This is a genomic window from Modestobacter sp. SYSU DS0875, assembly GCF_054050915.1.
The window spans coordinates 15,906-39,325 of the sequence record NZ_JBJHAH010000018.1; the positions used below are offsets into that span (position 1 = coordinate 15,906).

Here is a 23,420-nt window from a genome sequence, read left to right on the forward strand (position 1 = left end):
AGGCTCGCGCCGAGCCTGCGAGGCGTGAGGAGGAGGGGGTCCTTACCGGTTCTGCATGCTGTGTGCCGCCATGACCAGGTAACCCCACAACGTCGCGTCCTGCTCGTCGGTGAGCTCCAGGGAGTCGACGGCGTCGCGCATGTGCCGCAGCCACGCGTCCCGGGCGGCCTCGTCGACGGCGAAGGGCGCGTGCCGCATGCGCAGCCGCGGGTGCCCGCGGTTCTCCGAGTAGGTGGTCGGCCCGCCCCAGTACTGCTGGAGGAACATCCGCAACCGGGTCTCCGCGCCCTCCCAGTCGTCGGCGGGGTACATCGGCCGCAGCACCGGGTCCTCGCGCACCCCGGCGTAGAACCGGGCGACGAGCGCCCGGAAGGTGGGCTCGCCGCCGACCTCGTCGTAGAAGGTGCGTGCCGAGGGCAGTGACCGGCTGGTCTCGCTCATGCCGTCGATCGTCCCTCAGCAGGGTCGTCGCGGGGCGCGCGGCCGGTGTCACCCCCGCCACGTCCGGGCCGGGTGCGGTGCAGGCCCACCAGGGGCCCGGCGAGGGCGACCAGCCCGATCCCCCCGGTCAGGGCGACCACGGTGCCCGGCGCGAGCACCTCGGCGCCCAGGCCGGCCAGCACCACGCCGAGCCCCTGCACGCCGGACAGGCCGGCCACCGCGACGCCGAACGCCCGCCCGCGGTAGGCGCTCGGCACCGCCTGCACGAACGCCACGTTCAGCGGGATGCTGCTGGCCCCGCCGACCCCGGCGACGAACAGCAGCACCAGGACGACGACGTACGCGGCCGACCCCGTGCCCAGCCACAGCGGGGTGAGGCCGGCCAGCAGCACCCCGGTCAGCGAGAGCACCAGCAGCGGCACCAGGAGCCGGTCCCGCACGTGCGGCGGGCAGAAGCGGCCCACCAGCAGCCCACCGAGCGCGGTGCCGGCCGGGTTGGCGGCCAGCAGCAGGCCCGCGGCGGCGGCGGTGCCCTGCAGTTGCAGCGCCCACGGGGTGGCGATCCCCTCCGGGGCGTTGATGAACAGCGCCCCCACCCACAGCACCGTGACGATCGCCAGCAGCCGCGGGGAGCGGGCGATGAACCGCAGGCCGCCGGCGGTGTCCCGCCAGATCGACCCGACCTCCTCCTCGGCCGCCGGCGCGGGCCGGCGCCGCAGGCCGCGGGTCAGCCAGAGCGCGGAGACGGCGAAGGTGCCGGCGTTGATCAGCAGGGCCGCCGAGGGGGACAGCGCGGTGATCAGCGCACCGCCGAGCAGGAAGCCGATCAGCTGGCTGGCCTGCGACGCGACGCCGGTCAGCGAGGTGCCCACCGCGTAGCGGTCGCCCTCCAGGACATCGGCCATCAGTGCCGAGCGGGCCGCCTCGAACGGCGGGGCGCACAACGCCACGACCAGCAGCAGGGCCAGCAGCACCGGCAAGGGCGTCCCCGGGACGGCCATCGCGGCGACGAGCACGGCGCGGGCGACGTCGCTGGCGATGAGCACCCGGTGCCGCGGGAACCGGTCGGCGAGCGAGGCCAGCACCGGCCCGACCAGCACCCAGGGCAGGTAGCTGATGGCGAAGGTGATCGCCGACAGCAGCGCGGAGTCGGTGCGCTGGTAGACCAGCACGGTCAGCGCGACCCGGGCGAGTTCGTCGCCGATCGTGGACAGCGTGAAGGAGCCGAACAGCGGCCGGAACTCGGCGACCGCGAAGACCTGCCCGAAGGTGGCCGGCCGATCGGCGGGGGTGTCCCGGTCGGGACGCCGGCGGCTCAGCGGGTGCCTGCGCCCGGGCCGGCGCTCATCCCCAGCAGGGGGAGCGGGGTGCGGATGCCCTCGGCCGCGAAGCGCTCCTTGAGCCGCTGCCGCAGCTCGCGGGCGACCTGCCACTGGACGGCGTTGGTGGTGCGCACCTGCACCCGCAGGACGACGCCCTCGGTGGTGATCTGCTCGACGCCGAGGGACTCCGGCTCGCCGAGGAAGACCTCGGCCCACTCCTCGTCGGCGGCCATCGCGTCGGCGACCTCCTGCATGACGGCGCGGCAGCGTTCGAGGTCGGTGTCGTGCGCGACCGGCATGTCGATGACCACCTGGGCGAAGCCCTGACTGCGGTTGCCCACCCGGAGCACCTCGCCGTTGCGGACGTACCAGACCACGCCGTTGATGTCGCGCAGCCGGGTGATCCGCAGGCCGACGGCCTCGACCGTGCCGCTGGCCTCGCCCAGGTCGACGACGTCCCCGACGCCGTACTGGTCCTCGAGGATGATCCCGATCCCGGCGATGAAGTCCTTCACCAGGTTCTGGGCGCCGAAGCCGAGCGCGACGCCGATCACCCCGGCGCTGGCCAGGATCGGCGCCAGGTTGACCCCCACCTCACCGAGCACCAGGACGACGGCGATGCCGAGCACCGCGAAGGACGCGCAGCTGCGCAGCACCGACCCGATCGCCTCGGCCCGCTGGGTCCGCCGGGCGGCGATCAGCTCCACGCCGTCGGGGTCGGCCTGCCGCGCGCGGTTGCGCCACGGCCGCAGGACCGTCGGGACGGCGCCGCTGGCGGTGCGGTCGGTCAGCCGGTGGATCGCCCGGTTGAGCAGCAGTCGGACCACGGCGGCCACCAGCACGATCAGCAGGATCCGGGCCGGCCGGCCGACGATCGTGTCGGCGTTGGCGGCCAGCCAGTCCAGCCCGGTCCACTCCCACAGGCGCGCGCAGAGCGATCCCGCGTCCTCCGCGCAGGCGGGAGTCGGTGCCCCTGCGTCGGCCGCCGTGACCGTGAGTGTGCCGTTCATTGCGGACAGTCTCGCAGGTTGGTTGTGGCCCGTCGATCACCCGGACGACGTCGTTCCGTGTGTCGTCTCCGCTGGTCAGCCGCCGGTGTGCGGCTGCTGAGCCCGGGTCAGCCCGGTGTGCGCGGCCAGGAACGCCAGCTGGTCCGCGGCCAGGCCCACGGTGCGGCTCACCGCACGGGCGCCGTGCCCCACCGACAGCTCCCGCCGCAGCACGACCGGCGCCTCGGCGGTGGTGGCGTGCTGCAGTGCGGCGGCGAGCTTGCGCGCGTGCAGCGGGTCGACCCGGGTGTCGGACTCGAAGGTCGTGAAGAGCACCGCGGGGTAGGCGGTGCCCTCGACCACCCGGTGGTAGGGCGAGTAGCCCAGCAGCCAGCCCAGCTCCTCGGGGTCCGCGGCGGTGCCGTACTCGTCGTTCCAGGTGCGGCCGAGCCCGAACAGCTCGTACCGCACCATGTCCAGGAGCGGCGCGCTGCACACGACGGCGGCGACCAGGTCCGGGTGCTGGGTCGTCATCGCGCCGACCAGCAGCCCGCCGTTGGAGCCGCCCATCACGGCCAGCTGCGCCGGCGTCGTCCACCCGGTGGCGATCAGGTGCTGCGCGGCGGCGGCGAAGTCGTCGAAAACGTTCTGCTTGCGCTCGCGCATCCCCGCGCGGTGCCACTCCTCGCCGTGCTCGGAGCCGCCGCGCAGGTTCGCCACCACCCACACGCCGCCGGCCGCGACCCAGGACAGCGCCTGCGCGCTGTAGGCGGGGGTGAGCGAGACGTTGAAGCCGCCGTAGCCGTAGAGGACCGTCGGTCGCGGGGAGTCCGGCGTCCCCGTCCCCGAGAGCACGAACAGGTGCACGGGGGTGCCGTCGGCCGACGTCGCGTGGGTCTCCACGACGCGCACGTCGGGCACCGGGCCGGTGACCGGCGCCTGCTCGTGCGTCGTCAGCGCGGTCGGGTCGGCGGCGTCCCAGCGCAGCACCGAGGGCGGGGTGGCGAAGTCGGTGAAGCCGACCCACGCCGTCGTCCCGCCCTCGGGGGGAGCGCTCACGCCGGAGACGCTGCCCGGGCGCAGGTCGGTCACCTCGGCCAGCCGGCCCGACCCGTCCCCGGCCCACAGCGAGAGCCGGTCGGTGGCGTCCACGGCGTGCACCGCGAGCACCCGCAGGTCGCCGTCCGGACCGTCGACGAGCGCGACGTCGGAGAGCACGCCGTCGTCGGCCTGCCCGATCACCTCGGTCCAGGCCTCCGGCGCCCAGCCGGCCGGGTCGGCCGGGTCGGCGACGGCGAGCCGGCCGCGGGGAGCGTCCCGGTCGGAGTGCAGCCACAGCCGGCCGTCGCGGGCCACCCAGGCGGTCAACTGCGCGTCGACCCCCACCTGCAACGGGCGCAGCCGGCCGTCCCCGGCGAGGTCGGCCAGCCACACGTCGTCCCGGGGTGCGGTGCCCACCGAGGCGGAGACGACCAGCCAGCGGCCGTCGGCGCTGGTGCGCGCGCCGAAGTAGGTCGAGGGATCGCTGCCCTCGCCGTGCACCAGGACGTCGGTGTCCGGGTCGGTGCCCACGCGGTGGCGCCACACCCGGCGGTGGAACTGCTCCTCGCCCGCGGGCACCAGCTCGGGGGCCAGTCGGCGGACGTAGTAGAGCTCCGCACCGCCGGGCAGCCAGCCGACGGGGGAGTAGCGGCAGCGGTCGATCGGGCCCTCGAGCAGCTCGCCCGTGCCGACGTCCAGGACGAACAGCTGCGACTCCTCGTCGCCACCGACGGAGACCTGGTAGGCGAGCCGGTCGCCCTCCCAGGACGGCGACCAGGCGTCCAGCGTGGTCGTGCCGGCCGGGTCCAGCGCCGTCGGGTCGACCAGCACCCGCACACTGCCGTCGGGCTCGGTGACCCGCAGGACCGCGTGCTCCTGGCCGGGGTCGCGCCGGGTGGAGAACGCCCGGCCGCGGCGCCACACCGGGATGCCCACCGCGCCGGCGTGCACCAGCTGGGCCAGCCGATCGGCGAAGGCCGGGCGCTCAGGGAGGCTGCCGAGCAGCTGTGCGGCGAGCTCGTCCTGGGCCGCGGCCCAGGTGGCGGTGCGGTCGTCGGCGGGGTCCTCCAGCCACCGGTAGGGGTCGGCGACCCGGTGACCGTGCAGGTCCTCGACCAGGTCCAGGCGGGGGGCATCGGGGTAGCGCACGCGGCGACGGTAACCGCCCGGACGGCGGCGCCCGAGGGGTCGCTGCCCGTTACCACACGTCGACAGGGCACTATGAGGCGACCCAGGGCCTCTCGAAGCCGTCGGGAGCCCGGGGCCCTCGGAGGTGTCCCGTGTCGATCACCGCACTCGGGTCGTCGTCCGCGCCCGCACCCAAGGGCCCGGCCGCCGACCCCCTCCCCGGTCCGCGCGCGCCCGTCCCGGCGCAGGTCACGACCGCCGCCACGCTGCTCCTGAACGCCACCTACGAGCCGTTGTGCGTGGTCTCCAGCCGCCGCGCGATCGTGCTCGTGCTGACGGCCAAGGCAGAGCCGGTGGACGTCACCGAGGACCTCGTCCACGCCGAACGGCTGGCCGTCGCCGTCCCGGTCGTCGTCCGGCTGACCCGCTACGTGCGGGTGCCCTACCCGGTGCAGGTGCCGCTGTCGCGCCGCGCGGTGTTCACCCGCGACGGCTCGATCTGCGTCTACTGCGGCGGGTCGGCCACCAGCATCGACCACGTGGTGCCGCGCAGCCGGGGCGGCACCCACACCTGGGACAACGTGGTGGCCGCGTGCCGCCGGTGCAACCACACCAAGGCCGACCGGTCGCTGGCCGAGCTGGGGTGGACGCTGCCCTACCCGCCGGGGGCGCCCAACGGCGCGGCCTGGCGGCTGCTCGGACACCGCACGGTCGACCCGCGCTGGCGCACCTGGCTGGGCATGGCGGAGTCCGTCAGCGCGTGAGGGTCGGCCGTCCAGTCCTGGCGGATTGTGGCGCGATGGGGCTCTCGGCACGGCGAGGGATGACGGCGCGGGGGAGGGCGTCCGGCGTCGGGTTGTCAGGAGCTGATGAACGGGCGGTGGATTCACGCCACCCTGGTCCCCTTTCGTCCCACGCGCCCCATGCTGTGTGTCGCGTGTGCGGCCCGCGCGGCGGGCGCCCGTAGGTTCCCGCTGCAGACAGCGCCGCCCGGGCGCTGCCGTCGCCGGAAGGTGTCCTCATGACCACGCCCACGTCCCGCAGGTCGCTCCGGCGCCTGGGTCTCCTCGGGGCCGCGTCCGCGTCCCTCGTCGTCGGGATCGCGCCCGCCGCGAGCGCCGCGACCGACGTCCGCATCCCGCTCGCCCCGCCGGAGGTCGCGATCGGTGGCTTCCCGGTCGAGAACTTCGCGGGCGTCATGGACCCGATGGACGACACCGCCACGCGGACACCGGTGCCGGCCCAGTACGGCGACGACCTCACCATCACGCTGCCCGCGGAGCTGGACCCCGCCACCGCCGTCGTCGAGCTGATCTTCGACAACGACGGCGACGGCACGCCCGAGAAGACCTACACCACGGACCCCGCGGGCACCTACCCGCTGTCCGTCACCCAGGCGACCCAGACCCTGACGATCACCCTGCCGGCCGACGACGGCACCAACGGCCCCGGGGCCGAGCTGCTGGTCACCGGCCTCACCACCGGGCTGAGCGGGGGTTTCGTCGTCGACGACCTCGTCTACCTGCTTGCCCTGGACACGACCGCGCTTGCCCAGGTCGACCTCGCGCCGCTGCTGCTGGCCGGGTCGCAGGTTCCCTGTGCCATCACCTCGGCCACCGCCTGCCCGTTCCCGACCCCGGTCACCTCGGGTTCGACGGTCACCCTCGAGCTGCCCACCCCCTCGCTGCTGCGCGACCTCGGGCTCACCGACCTGACCGGCACCGAGGTCGGCCTCCAGCCGCTGGACGCCGCCGGCCTGCCGACGGGCACCGCCGTGGCGCTCGCCACGACCATCAGCGGGTCGACCGCGACGTTCGTCGTCCCGGCCGAGACCGCCGCCGGCGCCTACGGCCTCGTGGTCGTGTCGCCGGTCGGCACCACCGGCGCCTCGGTCCTCGCCGTCCAGCTGGAGGTCGTCGCTCCGGACGCCGTCGCCGCGCCGGTCGCGCCGACCGAGCCGGCTGCGCCGACCGTCGTCAACGCCGGGCTGCAGTCCAACACCGGTGTCGAGGCCGTCGAGACCGGCTCCACCGGCACCGTGGCGGTCGCTGCGGGCGCCGGGCTGCTGCTCCTCGCGGGTGCCGGCGGCGTCGCCGTCGCCCGCAACCGTCGCCGCCCCGCGGTCGAGGGCGGGACGTGCGGCGCCTGATCCGGCCCGGCGGGCGCGCCTCCGCGGTCGTGGCGGTCGCTGCCGTCGCGACCGCGGGGAGCGCGCTGCTCAGCGTCGGTCTGACCGGCGGTGGGCACGCCGTCGCGGCCACCGGGTCCTCGGACCCGGTGGCCGCGGCCACGCCCACGGCGGCGCCCCCGGCCGAGGAGGCCCAGCCGACGCTCCCTCCGGAGGGCGTGGCGCTGCCCACGCCCTCCTCGGACGTGCACCTGGTGATCGACGGGCTGGACCTGGACCTGCCGGTGCTGCCGCTGACTCCCCGCCGTGGGGTGATCAACCCGCCGACGCTCACCGCCGCCTACTGGATCGAGCCCTACGGCGACCCGGTCGGCTCGGCCGAGCAGGCGGACAACACCCTCTACCTGGCCGCCCACTCGACCGGCACCGGGGAGTACGGGTTCGACCCGCTGATGGCCTCCGGAGGCGGGGGCAGCACCCTCGGCCCCGGCGACGTCGTGGAGGTCAGCACCCCGACGGGCCAGGTCAGCTACACCGTGCAGCGCACCCAGCGGTACGCCAAGGGGGAACTGCCGGAGGCGACCGAGGTGTGGGAGGCCTCGCCCGGGCGGCTGGTGCTCATCACCTGCTTCCAGCGCGGCGGCGGCCGGTCCTCGACCGAGAACCTCGTGGTCTTCGCCGAGTCCTGACCGGGCGGGTCCGGTCAGGTCACCCGGGCCCGCTCGGTCGGGTAGCCGGTCCAGCTCTCTGCGGCCAGCACGGTGCGCAGCCGGTCCATCGCGTCCCAGACGTCGACGAACCGGGTGTAGAGCGGCGCGGGCCCCAGGCGCAGCCGGTCCGGCGTCCGGAAGTCCGGGACGACGCCGCGGTCGATCAGCCCCTGGGTGAGCTGCCAGGCGGCCGGGTGGGCGAGGCTCACGTGCGCGCCCCGGCGGGCGGCGTCCCGCGGGCTGGCCACGGCGACGCCGTGGTCCGCGAGCCAGGCGTCGGCCAGCGCGACGACCAGGTCGGTCAGCGCCCGGCCCTTCGCCGCGATGCGGTCCACCCCGGCTTCCGCGGTGATCCGGACGCCGACCTCCACCGCGGCCATCGCGATCACCGGCGGCGTGCCGACGGCGAAGCGGTCGATGCCCTCGGCCGGGTCGTAGGCAGGGCCCATGGTGAACTGGTCCCGCGCCCCGAACCACCCCCAGATCGGCTGGCGCAGCTGCTCCTGCAGCTCGCGCCGCACGTAGAGGAACGCCGGGGCGCCCGGGCCGCCGTTGAGGTGCTTGTAGGTACAGCCGACGGCGAGGTCGGCGCCGGCCGCGGTCAGCTCCGCCGGCACCGCACCGGCCCCGTGGCTGAGGTCCCACAGCACCAGCGCGCCCGCGTCCCGCGCCAGCCGGGTGACCTCCGCGATGTCGACCAGGGCACCGGAGCGGTACGCCACCTGGGAGAGCACCACCACCGCCACCCGCTCGTCGAGCGCCGCGGCCAGCACGTCCAGGTCCAGCCCCTCGTCGACGTGCGCCCCGACCTCCCGGACGGTCTTCCCGCGCTGCCCGGCGACCCCGGCGACGACGTACCGGTCGGTGGGGAAGTCGTCGGCGCAGCAGACCAGCACGTCGCGCTCGGGGCGGGCGTCGGCGGCGGCGACCAGCAGCTTGTAGAGGTCGACGCTGGTGGTGTCCGAGATCAGCACCTCACCCGGCCGGGCACCCAGCACCCCGGTGGCCAGCAGGTCGCCGATCCGGCGGGCCTGCCCGATCCAGTCGGCCCACGAGCCGACCAGGCCGGCACCCCACTGCTGCTCGACCACGCGGGCGACGGCGGCCGGGGTCTCCCGCGGCAACCGGCCCAGCGAGTTGCCGTCCAGGTACAGCAGCCGGTCGGGGCCCTCGTTGCCGGCGCCGTCGTCGGTGCCGGTGAAACGGGCGCGGAAGCCGGCCAGGGGATCGGCGGCGTCGGCCGCGGCAGCTGCGGCGCGGGAGAGGTCCACGGCCCGATCCTGCCCCGCGTTGGCTAGCGTCCGACCGTGACCTCCGCGCGCGGGACGCAGCTGCACGACCTCACGGCCCTGGAGCAGGCCGCCGCCGTCCGGGCCCGGGAGGTGAGCCCCACCGAGCTGGTCGACGCCGCGCTGGCCCGGGTCGAGGCGCTCGACCCCGGGCTCGGCGCCTTCATCACGGTCACCCCCGAGCGGGCCCGGGCGGCCGCGGCCGCCGCCGACCGGGCGGTGCTGGCCGGCGCCGAGCTGCCCCCGCTGTTCGGCGTCCCCACCGCGATCAAGGACCTGGCCAACACCGCCGGCGTGCGCACCACCTTCGGGTCCGCGCTGCTGGCCGACTTCGTGCCCGAGGTCGACGACGCCGTGGTCACCGCCCTGTCCTCCGCGGGCACGATCAGCCTCGGCAAGACCAGCACGCCGGAGTTCGGCTTCCCCTGCTACACCGACAACGACCTGGTCGGGCCGGCCCGCTGCCCCTGGGACCCGGAGCTGCTGGCCGGTGGTTCCAGCGGCGGCGCCGCGGTGGCGGTGGCGGCCGGGATGGTGCCGTTCGCGCACGGCTCGGACGGCGGTGGTTCGATCCGCATCCCGGCCGGCATCAACGGGCTGGTGGGGGTCAAGCCCAGCCGCGGCCGGGTGAGCAACGCCCCGCTGGGCAGCGAGGTGACCGGGCTGGGCGTGCAGGGTCCGTTGGCCCGCACGGTCCGCGACGCCGCCGCGGTGCTCGACGCGATCGCCGGCCCGGTGCCCGGCGATCCGTACTGGGCGCCGCCGCTGCCGCCGGGGGAGACCTTCCTCGGTGCGGCCGAGCGCCCGCCGGGGCGGCTGCGGATCGGCCGGTACCTGGACTCGGGCATGCCCGGTGCCGACCTGGACCCGCAGGTGCGCGCCGCGTTCGAGGACGCCTCCGCGCTGCTGTCCGGGTTGGGCCACGAGGTCGAGGACCTGCCCGCCCCACCGCTGACCGCGGGGGTGTTCCCGGCATTCGAGGTGGTGTGGGCGCTGTCGGCCACCACCCTGCCGGTGGCCGAGGCCCAGGTGCACCGGCTGCGCCCGCTGACCCGCTTCCTCCGCGAGCGCGGCCTGGCCCTGTCGGCCCGCGACGCGATGGAGGCGATGTTCACCCTCCGCGTCTTCGCCCGCCGCTTCGTCCAGGCGACCAGCGGCTTCGACGTCCTGCTGGCCCCGGTCTGCACCCTGCCGCCCCGGCCGGTGGGCTGGTTCGACGGCCCCGCCGACGGGCTGGACCCCGGCGAGGCGGACTTCGAGCGGCAGAAGCGCTACGCCGCGTTCCCCGCCGTCTACAACGTGACCGGGCAGCCGGCGCTGAGCGTGCCGCTGTGGTGGACCCCCGAGGGGCTGCCCATCGGCACGATGCTGGTCGGCCGCCCGGCGGAGGAGACGACGCTGCTGTCGCTGGCCGCGCAGCTGGAGGAGGCCCGGCCCTGGGCGCACCGGCACCCGGCCACCTGGTGACCGCGCGGCTGCCGGGCCGCTGACCCGGGCTCCCGGTAGATTGGCGCCATGCCCTGGTACGAGACCGTGTTGATCTATGCGGCCATCCCGCTGGTGGTGTACCTGCTGTTCTGGGCGGTGACCATCCTCCCCGGCCGCGGCAAGGACCGGACGCGGTACAAGCCCGGCCAGCCCTGGGACCACGAGCCCGTCTGGTATGAGCCGCACCCCGATGTCCCCGGCGTCCACGGTGGGCACGGCGACGACGACCCGGCCGACCACAGCAGCGCCGGCGACCACGGCCGGCGCGGGCTGGGGGCGACCGCCGCGGCGCTGGCCATCGGTCAGCACCCGCACGAGGCGCCCGTGCCGCAGCGCACCGCTGCCGGCGGCGCCCGGGGCACCTGGTGACCCGGGCCGTGCCGCTGCCCCACCCCACCCGCCGTCCCCTGCCGACCGGAGGCACCCGCTGATGTCGACGCAGCACCTCGACGCCGGCCCCAGCGCCAGCCAGGACACGATCAACACCGCCGTGGCCGAGCCGGGCCCCGGCCCGTTCAGCTACTCCGACCTGGCCCGGCTGGACGAGGCGCTGACCATGTCCTCCCGGGAGACCGGGCTGCGGTTCACGCTGTACGTCGGTGACCTGGGCAGCGACACCCGCAGCACCGCCGAGAGCCTGCACGCCCGCGCGGGCGGAGACACCTCGATCGGGGTGCTGGTCGCGCTCTCGCCCGGTCAGCGGGTGGTGGAGATCGTGACCGGGTCGGCGGCGGCCCGCCGGCTGCCGGACCGCGCCTGCGCGCTGGCCGTGCTGGCGATGACCAACCGACTGGGCTCCGGTGACCTGACGGGCGCGATCGTCAACGGCCTGCGGCAGATGTCCGACGCCGCCGGCCACCCGCACCGCCGTGAGGACAACGTCCCGCGCGGGATCGCCACCGCCCACTGAAAGAGGTCGGAGGACCCCGTCCCCCTCGGCCTTCGCACGCTCAGGCCGAGCCTCTGGACGGGGACTGAACGCCAGCGGCCCAGAACTCTCCTCGAGTTCTGGGCCGCTGGCGTTCAGTGCTCCGCTCAGCCGGCGGACGGCGTCCCGGCGGCGGCGTCCCGGGCACGGGCCCGGAGCGCACGGGCCACGCCGTCACGGCCCTCGCTGACCAGCCGGCGCAGCGCGGCCGGGTGGCCGGGGTCGGCCAGCCACTGGTCGGCGGTGGCCACCGTCTGCTCCTCGATCACCTTCGGGAAGAGGTACTCGACGGCGTTCTTGGCGATCTCGCCGGGCCGGCGGTCCCAGACGCCCCGGATGTCGGCGAAGTACCGCTCGACGTAGGGGCGGGTGAGCTCCTGCTGGGCCGGCTGCCAGAAGCCGGCGACCATCGCCTCGTGCACCGCGTTCGGGATCGACTCGTCGGTGAACGCCCGCTCCCAGGTCTCGGCCTTGGCCTCCGCGGTGGGCCGGAGCGCTCGGGCGGTCGCGGCGCGGCGGACACCGGTGGCGGTCGCGTCACGCGCGGCCTCCGCGTCGATCTCCGCATCACCGGCGGCACCCATCGCGACCAGCCCGTGCAGGAACGCCCACCGGGCGTCGGCGTCGACCGCCAGACCCTCGACCACCCGCGAACCGTCGAGCAGCCCGCGCAGCGCGGCGGCGTGCTCCTCGGTGCGGGCGGCGGCAGCGAGCGTGCGCGACCACTGCAGCTGCGTGTCGCTGCCGGGTGCGGCACTGCCGAGCGACGCCAGGGCCTTGTCGCCCAGCTGCGCCCAGCCGGTCGGCGCCCAGGCCGGGTCGGCGTAGGAGGCGAGCGCGGTCTGCACGCGTGCCAGCAGCGACTGCACGACGCTGATCTCGCTCTCGGCGTCGACCCCGGCCAGCACCAGCTGCACCCAGTCGCGGGCCGCCAGCTCACCGTCCCGGGTCATGTCCCACGCCGCCGACCAGCACAGCGCCCGCGGGAGCGAGTCCGGGATGGCGCCGATCTGCTCGCGCAGGGTGGCGAGCGAGCCCTCGTCCAGGCGGAGCTTGGCGTAGGTGAGGTCGTCGTCGTTGACCAGCACCAGGTCCGCGGCCGGGTGGCCGACCAGCTCGGGCACCTCGGTGCGGGCGCCGTCGACGTCCAGCTCGACCCGGTGCGCGCGGGTGAGCCCGTCGGGGCCGCTGGTGTACAGCCCGACCGCCAGCCGGTGCCGGCGCAGCACGGGGTGCTCGGGCACCGCGGTCTGCTCGATGGCGAACGCGGAGTACCGGCCCGAGTCATCGAGGGTGAACACCGGGCGCAGGGTGTTGACCTGGCTGGTCTGCAGCCACTGCGCCGACCAGTCGGACAGGTCGCGCCCCGATGCCTCGGAGAGCTCGGTGAGCAGGTCGTCGAGGGTGGTGTTGCCGTACTCGTGCTTGCGGAAGTACCGGCGCACCCCGGCCAGGAAGTCGTCCTGCCCGACGTAGGCCACCAGCTGCTTGAGCACCGAGGCGCCCTTGGCGTAGGTGATGCCGTCGAAGTTCACCTCGACCGCGGCGACGTCGACCATGTCCGCGGCGATCGGGTGGGTGGAGGGCAGCTGGTCCTGCGCGTAGGCCCAGGACTTCTCGGTGTTGGCGAACGTCGTCCACGCGGTCGTGTACTCGGTGGCCTCGGCCTGGCAGAGCGTGGAGATGTAGGTGGCGAAGGACTCGTTGAGCCACAGGTCGTCCCACCAGCGCATGGTGACCAGGTCGCCGAACCACATGTGCGCCAGCTCGTGCAGGATCGTCTCCGCCCGCCGCTCGTAGCGGGCACGGCTGGTCTTGGACCGGAAGACGTAGTCCTCCAGGAAGGTTACGCAGCCGGCGTTCTCCATCGCCCCGGCGTTGAACTCCGGCACGAAGAGCTGGTCGTACTTGTCGAACGGGTACGGGTAGTCGAACACCCGGTGGTAGAAGTCGAAGCCGGCCTTGGTGACGGCGAAGATCGCCTCGGCGTCCAGGTGCTGGGCCAGCGAGGCCCGGCAGTAGACGCCCAGCGGGATGCCGTCGTGCAGGTCGGTGACCCGGGCGTAGGGGCCGGCCACCAGGGCCACCAGGTAGGTGGAGATCCGCTTGGTCGGGGTGAAGTGCACCAGCTGGGAGCCGCCCTCACCCGCCTCGATCGTGCGGTCGCCGGTGTTGCTGACGACCTGCCAGTCGAACGGCGCCGTGACGTGCACGGTGAAGGTCGCCTTCAGGTCGGGCTGGTCGAAGCAGGTGAACATCCGCTTCGCCTCGGCCGGCTCGAAGTGCGAGTACAGGTAGACCTGCCCGTCCTCCGGGTCGACGAAGCGGTGCAGGCCCTCCCCGGAGCGGGAGTACCGGCAGTCGGCGTCGACGACCAGTTCGTTGGTCTCGGCCAGGCCGGGCAGCGGGAGGCCGCCCTCGGGCGTGTAGGTGCTCACGTCGAGCTCGACGCCGTTGAGGGTGGCCGAGCGGACCCGGTCGGCGACCAGGTCGACGAAGGTGTCGGCGCCGGGCGTCCGGGCGGAGAACTGGATGGTGGTGACCGAGCGGAACGTCTCCTCGCCCGGGCGGCCGGCGCCGTCGGTCACGTCGAGGGCCAGGTCGTAGCTGGAGACCGACAGCAGCGCGGCGCGAGCCGCGGCGTCGTCACGAGTCAGGTTGGGAACTGCCACGCCCGGGAGCTTCCCACGTGGCGCCGACGGTTCGCGCCGGGGTGCCGGGGGGAACAAGCCGACCGCGGCCGGACTTGCTGGCGCGCGGAGGACCCCGTCAGCTGGCGGGGTCGACAGACGACCGGAGGGACACCCACCGATGACCGAGGCAGTGCAGAGCGCTCCCGTGACGGCACGCGTCGACTTCTACTTCGACCCGCTGTGCCCCTGGGCGTGGCTGACCAGCCGCTGGGTGCTGGAGGCGGCCAAGGTCCGTGACATCGACCTGCACTGGCACGTGATGTCGTTGTCGGTGCTCAACCGCGGCCGGGACCTGCCCGAGGAGTACCGCGACACGATGGCCAAGGCCATCGGCCCCGTGCGGGTGCTCGTGGCCGCGGCGCAGCAGCACGGGGAGGGCGTGCTGGGCGACCTCTACACCGCGATGGGCACGCTGCGGCACCATGACGGCCTGGACATCGAGGACGTCATCGCCCCGGCCCTGGAGCGGGTCGGGCTGCCGGCCGAGCTCGCCGAGGCCGCGGGCTCCACCGAGTACGACGAGGCACTGGAGAAGAGCCACCACGCGGGCATGGACCCGGTCGGCGACGACGTCGGCACGCCGGTCATGCACATCGACGGGGTCGCGTTCTTCGGCCCGGTCATCAGCAAGGTGCCCACCGGTGAGGACGCCGGCAAGGCGTTCGACGGCGCCGTCCTGCTGGCCAACCTGCCCGACTTCTGGGAGCTCAAGCGCACCCGCACCGCAGGCCCGGACATGTCCTCGGTGCCCGCCGACGCCCTGGAGCTGCGCGGCACCCGCTGAGGAAGGACCCCGTCCTCCTCACCCCGCGCACGCTCGGGGCGAGCCTCTGGACGGGGCCGGGACGACGGGGTGCGGCATCCTGGGCCGATGGCGCACCCCGTCCGTCAGCGGATCTTCATCACCGGTGCCAGTGCGGGCCTCGGCCAGGGCATGGCCCGGCAGTTCGCCGCCCGCGGCCGGGACCTGGTGCTGGTCGCCCGCCGGCTCGACCGGCTCACCGAGCTGCGTGACGAGCTGGCCGCGCAGCACCCGGGCATCCGGGTGGTGGTCGGGGAGCTGGACGTCGACGACCCGGACGCCGTCGCCGACGTCGTGCCCCGGCTGGCTGCCGAGCTGGGCGGGATCGACCGGTTCATCGCCAACGCAGGCCTGGGCAAGGGCGTCCCGGTCGGCGCCGGCGGCGCCCGGCCCAACCGGCAGGTGCTGGTCACCAACGTGCTCGGCACGCACGCCTGCTGCGAGGCGGCCGTCGCGCTGTTCCGCGCCCAGGGCGCCGGGCACCTGGTGGTGATCTCCTCGGTCGCCGGGGTGCGGGGGATGGGTGGCAGCCGGACGGCCTACGCCACCTCCAAGGCCGCCGACGCCGTGCTCGCCGAGGGCATCCGGGCGGACCTGCTGGGCGACCGGCGCACCCGCGGCATCCGGGTCAGCACCATCCACCCGGGGTTCATCGAGACCGACATCAACGTCGGCCGCCGCGGCCCCTTCACCGTCGACCTCGCCACCGGCGTCACCGCCCTGACCGCGGCGATCGAGCGGGAGCCGGTGCGCGCCTACGTGCCCGAGTGGCCGTGGCGCCCGATCGCCGGCCTGCTGCGCGTGCTGCCGCTGCCGCTGGTCCGCCGGCTCGCTTAGAGCCGGGAGCGGGCGGCGTCCCGGGTGGCCTGGTCGAAGGGCGCGTCGTCCGCCGGGTCGGTGAGCCAGCGGGCCAGCCGGGCCAGCTCGTCGCGCTGGCCGACCACGAAGCCGGCGTCGACGACCGCACCGTGCCCGGGCACCACCGGGCCGCGGACCAGCCCGAGCAGCGCGTCCAGGGTGGCCGCCCACTCCAGCGGGAAGGCGTCCTCCATCGCCGGCGGCCCACCCTCCTCGACCAGGTCACCGGCGAACAGCACGTCGGCCACGGCGACGACGAGGTCGCCGTCGGTGTGCCCCCGGCCCAGGTGCCGCAGTGTCACCGGCCGGCCGCCGACGTCGAGCACGGCGACGTCGTCCACCAGGTTGTCCGGTACGTCGATCGGCGCGATCGCCACCAGTTCGGCCGCCGGATCGCCGTCCTCCCGGAGCCCGGCGACGACGGAGGCGCGCTGGGCCTCGCCGGTGGACGCCAGCCCCTCGGCGCAGCGCCGGTGCCCCCACACGGCCGCGGGGCGGAACGCGGCGTTGCCGAAGCAGTGGTCGTAGTGGTCGTGGGTGTTGACGACCGTCCACGGGTGCGGGGTCACCGCCCGCACCGCCTCGGCGAGGGCGCGGCCCTCACCCAGGTGGCAGCGGGTGTCGATCACCAGGCAGGCGCCGTCCCCGACCACCAGCCCGCAGTTCAGGTCCAGGTCGGCGTGCCGCCGGACGAACACACCGTCGCCGACCTCGCGCCACCCCGCCGTCCCGGCCGCCGCCATCGCCGTCCCTCAGCGGGCCGTGTGCGGGACGGCGGCGTCGCGGGAGTGTCCGGTCAGGCGGACGGCCACCAGCGCCACGTCGTCGTCCGGGCTGCCGGCGACCAGCCGGTCGACGACGGCGTCGCACAGCTCCGGCAGCGGCAGCGCGGCGAACTCCGTCAACGCCGCCCGCAGCCGGGCCACGCCGGCGTCGAGGTCGGTGCGCCGGTCCTCGACCAGCCCGTCGGTGAAGAAGAAGACCGTCGCGCCGCCTTCCAGCGTGAGCACCGACTCCCGGCGGGGGGCGTGGGCGTCGACGCCGAGCAGCAGGTCGGCCCGCCAGTCGCCGAGCACGACGACCGAGCCGTCGGGGTGGATCGCCAGCGGGGGCAGGTGCCCGGCGTTCGACCACCGGAGCCGGACGACGCCCCGGTCCCGCTCCCCGTCGTCCTGCTCGAACCGGGCGACCGCGGCGGTCGCCAGGGCGCGCAACCGGAGCACCGCCATCGCCCGGTCCAGGCCGGCGAGCACCTCGGCGGGGCCGCCGTCGCTGTGGGTGGCAATGCCGCGGAGCAGGCTGCGCAGCTGGCCCATCGCGGCGGCGGCCTGCACGTCGTGGCCGACCACGTCACCGATGACCAGCATCGTCGTCCCGCCGGGCTGGACGAACGCGTCGTACCAGTCGCCGCCGACCTGGGCCGCCTCCACGGCGGGCAGGTAGCGGACCGCGATCTCGGCGTGCTCCGGTTCCGGCGGGTCGGTGAGCAGGCTGCGCTGCAGCCCCTCGGCCAGCTGGGCCTGCTCGGTGAAGAGCTGGGCGTTCTCCACCGCGGTGCCGGCCCGGGCGGCGACGTCGGCGGCGGCGCTCAGCTCGCGCAGTGACCAGCCCGGCCGGCCGGCGTCCCGGTAGAGGCTGAGCAGGCCGATCACCCGGCCACCGGACATCAGGGGCACCGAGGCCACCCAGCCCGGGGCGAGCTCGGTGACCAGCCGGCGAGCGGTGGGGGCGGTGACCAGCCGGGCCACCAGCTCCGCGATCGACTCGGCGCGGCCGTCCCCGACGGTGATGACCTCCCCAGTGGCCAGCGCCTGGTGTGCCGGCGCGTCCGGCGCGATGGCCGCGACCCGGTGCCGGGCGTAGCGCGCGGCGACCCGCTCCAGCCGCGGGTCGCGGTGCGCGACCGCGAGGTCCTGCAGCTGCCCGCCGGGGGTCCGCGAGCTGACGATGCACCAGTCGGCCAGCCGGGGGACCAGCAGCCGGGCCAGCCGGTGGACGGCCTCGTCGACGTCCAGGGTCGCGCTGAGTGCGGCGGAGGTCTCGGTGAGCAGGTCCAGCAGCGCCTGCGCCTCGTCGGAGGTGGCGGCCGGCTGCTCACCGCCGAGCCGCTTGCTCTCGGTCACGTCGGCGAACGCCACGTCGAGCCCGTCGGGCACCGGGCTCACGTCCAGGCGGTACCACATGTCCTGCGGCGGGTAGTACTGCTCGAACAGCACCCGCTCGCCCGTGGACATGGCGTGCCGGTAGGCGCGCTCCAGCTCGGTGCCGAGGGTGGCCGGGAACACCGCCCACGGGGTGCGTCCCAGCAGCTGGCTCCGCGGCACCTCGACCAGCTTCTCCGCCGCGGCGTTCGCGTAGACGAAGCGGAAGTCGCGGTCGAAGCAGACCACGGCGGTGTCCGTGGTCTCCGCCCAGCGCTGGGCCCGGCTCACGTCCTCCTGCTCCACTGCCACGCACACACCCCCGTTCCGTCGCCACCGCTGCGCCGGTCCTGATCATGGCCGATGCCGGACCGCACCGGGGGGAGGGCGTCCCCGGTCACCAGCAGATCTGCATCGGGCGACCCCGTGCGTCCCGCGACCCGTCACCCACGCACTCGGCGGTGCCGGCGGCGATCCGCCGGGCCGACCAGGCGGCGGCGCAGGCGTCCAGCGCGTCGACCACCGGGACGCCGGCCGGCGCGCCGGCCAGCGCCTCCTCCACGTCCATCACCGCGCGGAGCGCCCGCAGGCGCTGCACCGTCCCGCGCGCGGTGCCCTTGCGGTCGGTCACGCCACCCAGGCCCTGCCGGAAGGCCAGCTCGGGGTGCACCTCGACCACCCGGTCGGTCGGCGGGTCGCCGAGGGCGTCGTCCAGGGCACGGATGGCGCGCACCAGCTGGAAGGTCTGCGCCGACGGCGCGCGTCGGCCGTCGGTGGCCGCCCGGGACAGCCGCCGGGCCTCGGCGTGGTCGTCGGTGGCCAGCACCGCGCGCACCGGGGCGGGGAACACCGAGCTCGCCGTACCGGTGCGCCGCAGCAGGTCGCGGGCCTCCCGGTCACACGCCCGGACGCCGTCCTCGGACAGGCCGATCGGCATGTCGATGGCCACCACTGCGACGTCCGGCACGGCCAGCACCGCCGCGGCGTCGTCCAGCACCTGCAGCTCCACCGTGCGCCCCTCGAACAGCGCGCCGACCCACTTCCCGCGCCAGCCGTCGACCCCGAGCACCGCCACCCGGCCAGCCTGCCAGCAGTGCTGAGAAGATCGGTGCATGCGCGTCTTCCTGGGCACCGACCACGCCGGTCTCGAACTGAAGTCCCACCTGATGCAGGTGCTGGCCGACGAGGGCTTCGAGCCCGTCGACTGCGGGGCCTTCGACTACGACCCGCAGGACGACTACCCGCCGTTCTGCTTCGAGGTGGGGGAGCGGGTCGTCACCGAGCCGGGCGCGCTCGGCGTGGTGATCGGGGGCTCGGGCAACGGCGAGCAGATCGCGGCGAACAAGGTGCCCGGGGTCCGGGCGGCGCTGGTGTGGAACGACAGCACCGCGAAGCTCGCCCGCCAGCACAACGACGCCAACGTGGTCTCCGTCGGCGGCCGGCAGCACACCGTCGAGCAGGCCACCGCGCTGGTGCTGACGTTCCTGCGCGAGCCGTTCAGCGGCGAGGAGCGGCACGCACGCCGGATCGCGCTGCTGGCCGACTACGAGCGGGACCGGCACCGCCCGGCCGGCGGGCTGCCCACCCACACCCCGTGAGTCGGCGCCGCTGACCGGGGACGAGCCGCGGGCCGCGGGCGCCGCGGTCCGGGCGCTGTCCGCCCGGGTGCCCGACGGCGCGGCACCCGTCCCCACCCTGGGCACGGGCGTGGTCGGGGTGGCCGCGCACGTCGTGGCACCGTCCAGCGGCTCGGTCCGAGCTCGCGAGGACTGAGCGCGAGGACTGAGGAGGACGGGGTCCTCCTAGAAGTGGTCGGGGCACCAGGGCGCGGTCGGCCAGCCGAACGCCGTCGAGGCGGCGACGACCGCCCCGGGGCTCACCTCGGTCACCCGGCCGGCGCCCTGCAGCGTGGCCAGCGAGACCCCGCCCAGGTAGGCCGCGGAGAGCGCCTCGACGTCCAGCACCAGGTCGGGGTCGCGGTCGGTGCGGTCGCAGAACGCTCCGGCCGGGTGGCCCCACAGGTGCCAGCGCCCGTCGTTCCAGTCGCAGAACGGATCGCGCACCTCCAGCACCAGGTCGATCCGCGCCGGGTAGCGGCGGGCCGACAGTGCCGCGCCGACGTCGACCAGCCGCACCCACAGCGCGTCGACCGGGCGGGCGTGCCAGGCGCGCGGGTCGACCAGCAGGTGGCGCAGCGGATCGTCGGCGGAGGCGTCGGGCGCCTCCACGGTGCGCACCAGGTCGACCGAGAGCAGGTACCGCCACAGCGCGGCGTAGGCGCTCGGGGTGCTGGCCCGGACCTCGCCGACGGTGAGCGTGCCCTCGGGCTCCCCGGCTGCGCTCCAGGCCGCCCGGACCCGGTACGTCGCGTAGCCGGTGACGGCGCCGTCGCCCTCGACGTGCAGCACGTGCTGGCGCGGCGGGCCGCCCTTGACGTCCTCGGGGCGCTCGAACAGCCGGCGGTCCCACCAGCGGTCGTCGCGGGCCATGTTGCCGGGCACCCACCGCCGCAGCGCGTCGTGCAGCGGGACGGCGGCGGCGCGGAACTCCGCCTCGTCGACCAGGCGAACGGTGCCGGTGCCGCAGTCGACGTCCGGCCGCAGCCGCAGACGCTCGGTGGCGCCGGACCACCCGCCCCGCCAGGTGGCCGGCGCGTAGCCGAACCGGCCGTAGATCGGCGCTTCGGCCGCCCACAGCGCGGCGACCGGCTCGCGGCCGGCGGCGTGCACCTCGTCGAGCTGCCGGCGCATCAGCGCCCGCAGCACCCCGCGGCGGCGGTGCGTGGGGGAGACGGTGATCCAGGTGATGCCCGCCGTCGGCACCGCCGCACCGCCGGGAACGGTCATCTCGAGGCTGTAGATGCCCGAGGTGGCGGCGACCCGGTCGCCGTCGAACAGCGCCAGCGACCGGTCCAGCTCGGCGACGGGCGAGGGCTCGTCCAGGTACGGGCCGCTGTGCTCCTCGGCGAACGTGGTGCGCATCGACCGGGCGAAACCCGGCCACTCGTCGGCGGTGATGGGGCGGAGCTGGTCGGCCAGGTCGGTCACGGGAGCTGTCTACCGGGCCGGGGTGACGATCCGCCAACCAGTTCCGCCAACCAGTTCCGCCGGCCGGTCAGTGCCGGGGCTCGGCCACCGGGGTCACCGCCGAGGAGGTGACGGCCGAGAGCTCCGCCGGGCAGGTCTTCCGTCACCGTCCGCACCGCCGGCTGAGGCGCTGCGGTCCCGGACGGCTCAGCTGCGCAGGTAGGCCAGCGTCGCCATCACCCGGCGGTGCTGGTCCTCGTCCTGCGCCAGACCGAGCTTGGCGAAGATGTGCTGGGTGTGCTTCTCCACCGCGCCCTGGGTGACGACCAGCCGGCGGGCGATCGCGCCGTTGGAGTGCCCCTCGGCGATCAGCCCCAGCACCTCCCGCTCCCGCGGGGACAGCGCCTGCACCGGGTCGTCCCGCCGGCGGCGGGCGAACAGCTGGGAGACGACCTGCGGGTCCAGGACGGTGCCGCCGGAGACGACGTCGTCCAGCGCGGTGAGGAACTGCTCGACCTGGGCGACCCGGTCCTTGAGCAGGTAGCCCACCCCGCCCGCGCCGTCGGCCAGCAGCTCGTCGGCGTAGGCGACCTCGACGTACTGGCTGAGCACCAGCACCGCCGTCGACGGGACCACCCGACGCGCCTCCACGGCGGCACGCAGGCCCTCGTCGGTGTGCGTCGGGGGCATCCGGACGTCGACGACGGCGACGTCGGGCCGGTGCTCGACGACGGCGCGCACCAGGCCGGGCCCGTCGGCGACGGCGGCGACGACCTCGGCGCCGGCCTCCTCGAGCAGTCGGATCAGACCTTCGCGGAGCAGCACCGAGTCCTCGGCGAGGACGACGCGGCGGAGGGTGGTCACGGACACGGGAGGTCTCCGATCAGCCGGGTGGGTCCGCCGCGGGGGCTGTCGACCACGAGCGCACCGTCCACCGCGCGCAGCCGGTCGGCGAGCCCGGCCAGCCCGTGACCGGGGGCGAGCACGGCCCCGCCGCGGCCGTCGTCCTCGACGACGACCCGCAGCCGGCCGGACTCGCAGACCACGGTCACCCGGACGACGGTCGCCCCGCTGTGCTTGGCGGCGTTGGCCAGCGCCTCGCTGACCAGGAAGTAGGCGGAGTTCTCGACCGCCGGGGCGAGCCGCTGCCCGGGCGCGAGGTCGACGGCGAGCTCGACCGGCACCGGGGAGCGGGCGGCGACGGCGGCGAGCGCTGCGGCCAGCCCGCGGTCGGCGAGCACCGGTGGGGCGATGCCGCGGGACAGCGCGCGGAGCTCCTCGAGCGTCTCCCGGGTCTGCTCGGCGGCCTCCCGCAGGGTGGTCCGGGCGCCTGCGGGGTCCCGGTCGAGCATCCGCTCGGCCCGGTGCAGGTCCATGCTCAGCCGGACCAGCCGCTGCTGCGGGCCGTCGTGGATGTCCCGTTCCAGCCGGCGGAGCGCCACCGCCTCGGCGGCGACCGCGGCGTCCCTGCCCTCGCTCAGCCGGCCGATCTCCGCCTGCGCCTCGCCGCGCCAGGTCAGCAGGCCGCGGCCCAGCTGCGCCTCGGCGAGCGCACAGCCGCGGACGACGAAGGGCAGGGTGAGGGCGAACACCACGCCGATCGCGGTGTGGAGCAGCACCCGGTTGGTGGAGGTGTCGGCCAGTCCGAGGAGCTCGGGCAGCGTGTGGTTCTCCAGTTGGTCCGCCCCCCCGTAGGGGATCGACCAGTCCCATGTCATGGAGGTCAGACCGGCCAGTGCGATCGCCCACCAGACGACCGTCACGACGAAGACCGGGATCGACACGGTCATGTGCAGCACGGCGTGCAGGACGTCGAGCCAGGACTGCGGGTCGCGCAGCGGCGCGATCAGCCGACGAATCAGCGAGGCGTCCGCCTGTGTGCGCCGGTAGACCGGCCGGGGCAGCTCCCTCCGCAGGACGTCGGGCAGTTGCCTCCGCTCCACCGCCGCGAAGCCGCGGGCGACCAGCAGGGCCAGCACCAGGACCGGGAGCCCGACCCAGATGCCCAGGGTGACCACCCCGACGGTCAGCAGGGTGACCACCAGGACGAACGCGAGGATCGACAACCAGAAGTTGACCAGCACGTACCCGGTGTCGACGCCGAGCTGGCGCCACCAGCCGCGCCGGGGTTCGTACGCCACGGGGCGCCCGGCCTGGGCGGGCAGCGCGGAGGTGTCGGTGGTCATGCCGACCAGCCTGTTCGTCCGGCTGGCGCGGGCCGAGCCCGCTGGCTGGCCGCCCTGCCCTCGGGTTGTCCCGACCTCTCCGCGTCCATCTCGGCGGCGATGATCCAGGCCGCTGGATCCGCAGTCCAGCACCGTTCCCCTGTGGGTCCCGCACGGAGGGCTCTAGGCTCGGGAAGCTGTCGACCGCATTCGTGCCCGCCCGCAGTCGGGGACCCCGGTTCCCCGGTGCCGCGGCCACAGGAAGAAGGCC

General features: G+C 75.2%; 21 protein-coding genes. 9 read left to right on the forward strand and 12 right to left on the reverse strand.

The features are described 5' to 3' along the window. Positions 1 to 42: 42 nt before the first annotated feature. The 4 genes from ACI79Y_RS12520 to ACI79Y_RS12535 all read right to left on the reverse strand — a co-directional run bounded on the left by ACI79Y_RS12520 (position 43) and on the right by ACI79Y_RS12535 (position 4,942). Entirely contained in the window at positions 43 to 441 is a 399-nt protein-coding gene (locus tag ACI79Y_RS12520; protein WP_457158789.1) for a globin, read from the reverse strand. Further along, on the reverse strand, positions 438 to 1,760 hold the full coding sequence (locus ACI79Y_RS12525) for an MFS transporter (RefSeq protein WP_457158838.1): 1,323 nt from the start codon (positions 1,758 to 1,760) through the stop codon (positions 438 to 440). The genes ACI79Y_RS12520 and ACI79Y_RS12525 overlap by 4 nt, the downstream gene beginning before the upstream one ends. Then, positions 1,757 to 2,773 carry a mechanosensitive ion channel family protein gene (locus ACI79Y_RS12530; protein WP_457158790.1) on the reverse strand — a complete coding sequence of 339 codons (1,017 nt, stop codon included), beginning with the start codon at positions 2,771 to 2,773 and terminating at the stop codon, positions 1,757 to 1,759. Before ACI79Y_RS12530 ends, ACI79Y_RS12525 begins: the two co-directional genes overlap by 4 nt. Positions 2,774 to 2,848: 75 nt before the next feature. Then, on the reverse strand, positions 2,849 to 4,942 hold the full coding sequence (locus ACI79Y_RS12535) for a prolyl oligopeptidase family serine peptidase (RefSeq protein ID WP_457158791.1): 2,094 nt from the start codon (positions 4,940 to 4,942) through the stop codon (positions 2,849 to 2,851). Between the two features lie 131 nt (positions 4,943 to 5,073). On the opposite strand from ACI79Y_RS12535, the gene ACI79Y_RS12540 reads away from it, so the two are divergent. The 3 genes from ACI79Y_RS12540 (at position 5,074) to ACI79Y_RS12550 (ending at position 7,738) form a co-directional block, all read left to right on the forward strand. Beyond that, positions 5,074 to 5,685 carry an HNH endonuclease gene (locus ACI79Y_RS12540; RefSeq protein WP_457158792.1) on the forward strand — a complete coding sequence of 204 codons (612 nt, stop codon included), beginning with the start codon at positions 5,074 to 5,076 and terminating at the stop codon, positions 5,683 to 5,685. A 257-nt stretch (positions 5,686 to 5,942) separates the two neighbouring features. Then, positions 5,943 to 7,070, forward strand: coding sequence for a hypothetical protein (locus tag ACI79Y_RS12545; protein WP_457158793.1), 1,128 nt, complete (start codon positions 5,943 to 5,945; stop codon positions 7,068 to 7,070). After that, a complete protein-coding gene (locus tag ACI79Y_RS12550; RefSeq protein WP_457158794.1) occupies positions 7,058 to 7,738 on the forward strand; it encodes a class F sortase in 681 nt (226 codons plus the stop codon). Before ACI79Y_RS12545 ends, ACI79Y_RS12550 begins: the two co-directional genes overlap by 13 nt. A 14-nt stretch (positions 7,739 to 7,752) precedes the next feature. On the opposite strand, the gene kynU is transcribed toward ACI79Y_RS12550, so the two are convergent. After that, a complete protein-coding gene (kynU, locus tag ACI79Y_RS12555; protein WP_457158795.1) occupies positions 7,753 to 9,030 on the reverse strand; it encodes a kynureninase in 1,278 nt (425 codons plus the stop codon). A gap of 36 nt (positions 9,031 to 9,066) precedes the next feature. Here kynU and ACI79Y_RS12560 point away from each other — a divergent pair, with 36 nt between their 5' ends. The 3 genes from ACI79Y_RS12560 (at position 9,067) to ACI79Y_RS12570 (ending at position 11,446) form a co-directional block, all read left to right on the forward strand. Continuing rightward, positions 9,067 to 10,515, forward strand: coding sequence for an amidase (locus ACI79Y_RS12560; RefSeq protein WP_457158796.1), 1,449 nt, complete (start codon positions 9,067 to 9,069; stop codon positions 10,513 to 10,515). A 48-nt stretch (positions 10,516 to 10,563) separates the two neighbouring features. Continuing rightward, positions 10,564 to 10,905 carry an aa3-type cytochrome oxidase subunit CtaJ gene (ctaJ, locus tag ACI79Y_RS12565; protein ID WP_457158797.1) on the forward strand — a complete coding sequence of 114 codons (342 nt, stop codon included), beginning with the start codon at positions 10,564 to 10,566 and terminating at the stop codon, positions 10,903 to 10,905. Between the two features lie 61 nt (positions 10,906 to 10,966). Then, positions 10,967 to 11,446 (forward strand): DUF5130 family protein, encoded by a 480-nt coding sequence (locus tag ACI79Y_RS12570; protein ID WP_457158798.1) that lies wholly within the window; start codon positions 10,967 to 10,969, stop codon positions 11,444 to 11,446. 125 nt (positions 11,447 to 11,571) lie between these two features. Here the strand turns inward: ACI79Y_RS12570 and pepN are convergent, their stop codons facing one another. After that, positions 11,572 to 14,136 (reverse strand): aminopeptidase N, encoded by a 2,565-nt coding sequence (gene pepN, locus ACI79Y_RS12575; protein WP_457158799.1) that lies wholly within the window; start codon positions 14,134 to 14,136, stop codon positions 11,572 to 11,574. 166 nt (positions 14,137 to 14,302) lie between these two features. Here pepN and ACI79Y_RS12580 point away from each other — a divergent pair, with 166 nt between their 5' ends. After that, a complete protein-coding gene (locus tag ACI79Y_RS12580; RefSeq protein ID WP_457158800.1) occupies positions 14,303 to 14,941 on the forward strand; it encodes a mycothiol-dependent nitroreductase Rv2466c family protein in 639 nt (212 codons plus the stop codon). 87 nt (positions 14,942 to 15,028) lie between these two features. Next, positions 15,029 to 15,796 carry an SDR family oxidoreductase gene (locus ACI79Y_RS12585; RefSeq protein ID WP_457158801.1) on the forward strand — a complete coding sequence of 256 codons (768 nt, stop codon included), beginning with the start codon at positions 15,029 to 15,031 and terminating at the stop codon, positions 15,794 to 15,796. On the opposite strand, the gene ACI79Y_RS12590 is transcribed toward ACI79Y_RS12585, so the two are convergent. The 3 genes from ACI79Y_RS12590 to ACI79Y_RS12600 form a co-directional block, all read right to left on the reverse strand. After that, positions 15,793 to 16,560 carry an MBL fold metallo-hydrolase gene (locus ACI79Y_RS12590; protein WP_457158802.1) on the reverse strand — a complete coding sequence of 256 codons (768 nt, stop codon included), beginning with the start codon at positions 16,558 to 16,560 and terminating at the stop codon, positions 15,793 to 15,795. The genes ACI79Y_RS12585 and ACI79Y_RS12590 overlap by 4 nt on opposite strands. 9 nt (positions 16,561 to 16,569) lie before the next feature. After that, positions 16,570 to 18,270, reverse strand: a complete 1,701-nt coding sequence (locus ACI79Y_RS12595) for a SpoIIE family protein phosphatase (protein ID WP_457158803.1) — start codon at positions 18,268 to 18,270, stop codon at positions 16,570 to 16,572. 85 nt (positions 18,271 to 18,355) lie between these two features. Continuing rightward, positions 18,356 to 19,033, reverse strand: a complete 678-nt coding sequence (locus ACI79Y_RS12600; protein WP_457158804.1) for a DUF429 domain-containing protein — start codon at positions 19,031 to 19,033, stop codon at positions 18,356 to 18,358. 37 nt (positions 19,034 to 19,070) lie between these two features. Here ACI79Y_RS12600 and ACI79Y_RS12605 point away from each other — a divergent pair, with 37 nt between their 5' ends. Then, positions 19,071 to 19,556 (forward strand): ribose-5-phosphate isomerase, encoded by a 486-nt coding sequence (locus ACI79Y_RS12605; RefSeq protein WP_457158805.1) that lies wholly within the window; start codon positions 19,071 to 19,073, stop codon positions 19,554 to 19,556. A gap of 204 nt (positions 19,557 to 19,760) precedes the next feature. On the opposite strand, the gene ACI79Y_RS12610 is transcribed toward ACI79Y_RS12605, so the two are convergent. The 3 genes from ACI79Y_RS12610 to ACI79Y_RS12620 form a co-directional block, all read right to left on the reverse strand. Then, on the reverse strand, positions 19,761 to 21,005 hold the full coding sequence (locus tag ACI79Y_RS12610) for a GNAT family N-acetyltransferase (RefSeq protein WP_457158806.1): 1,245 nt from the start codon (positions 21,003 to 21,005) through the stop codon (positions 19,761 to 19,763). Positions 21,006 to 21,191: 186 nt separating this feature from the next. Beyond that, positions 21,192 to 21,854, reverse strand: coding sequence for a response regulator (locus ACI79Y_RS12615; protein ID WP_457158807.1), 663 nt, complete (start codon positions 21,852 to 21,854; stop codon positions 21,192 to 21,194). Next, complete coding sequence (locus ACI79Y_RS12620; RefSeq protein ID WP_457158808.1) at positions 21,845 to 23,170, reverse strand: sensor histidine kinase; 1,326 nt, start codon at positions 23,168 to 23,170, stop codon at positions 21,845 to 21,847. The genes ACI79Y_RS12615 and ACI79Y_RS12620 overlap by 10 nt, the downstream gene beginning before the upstream one ends. Between the last annotated feature and the right edge of the window lie 250 nt (positions 23,171 to 23,420).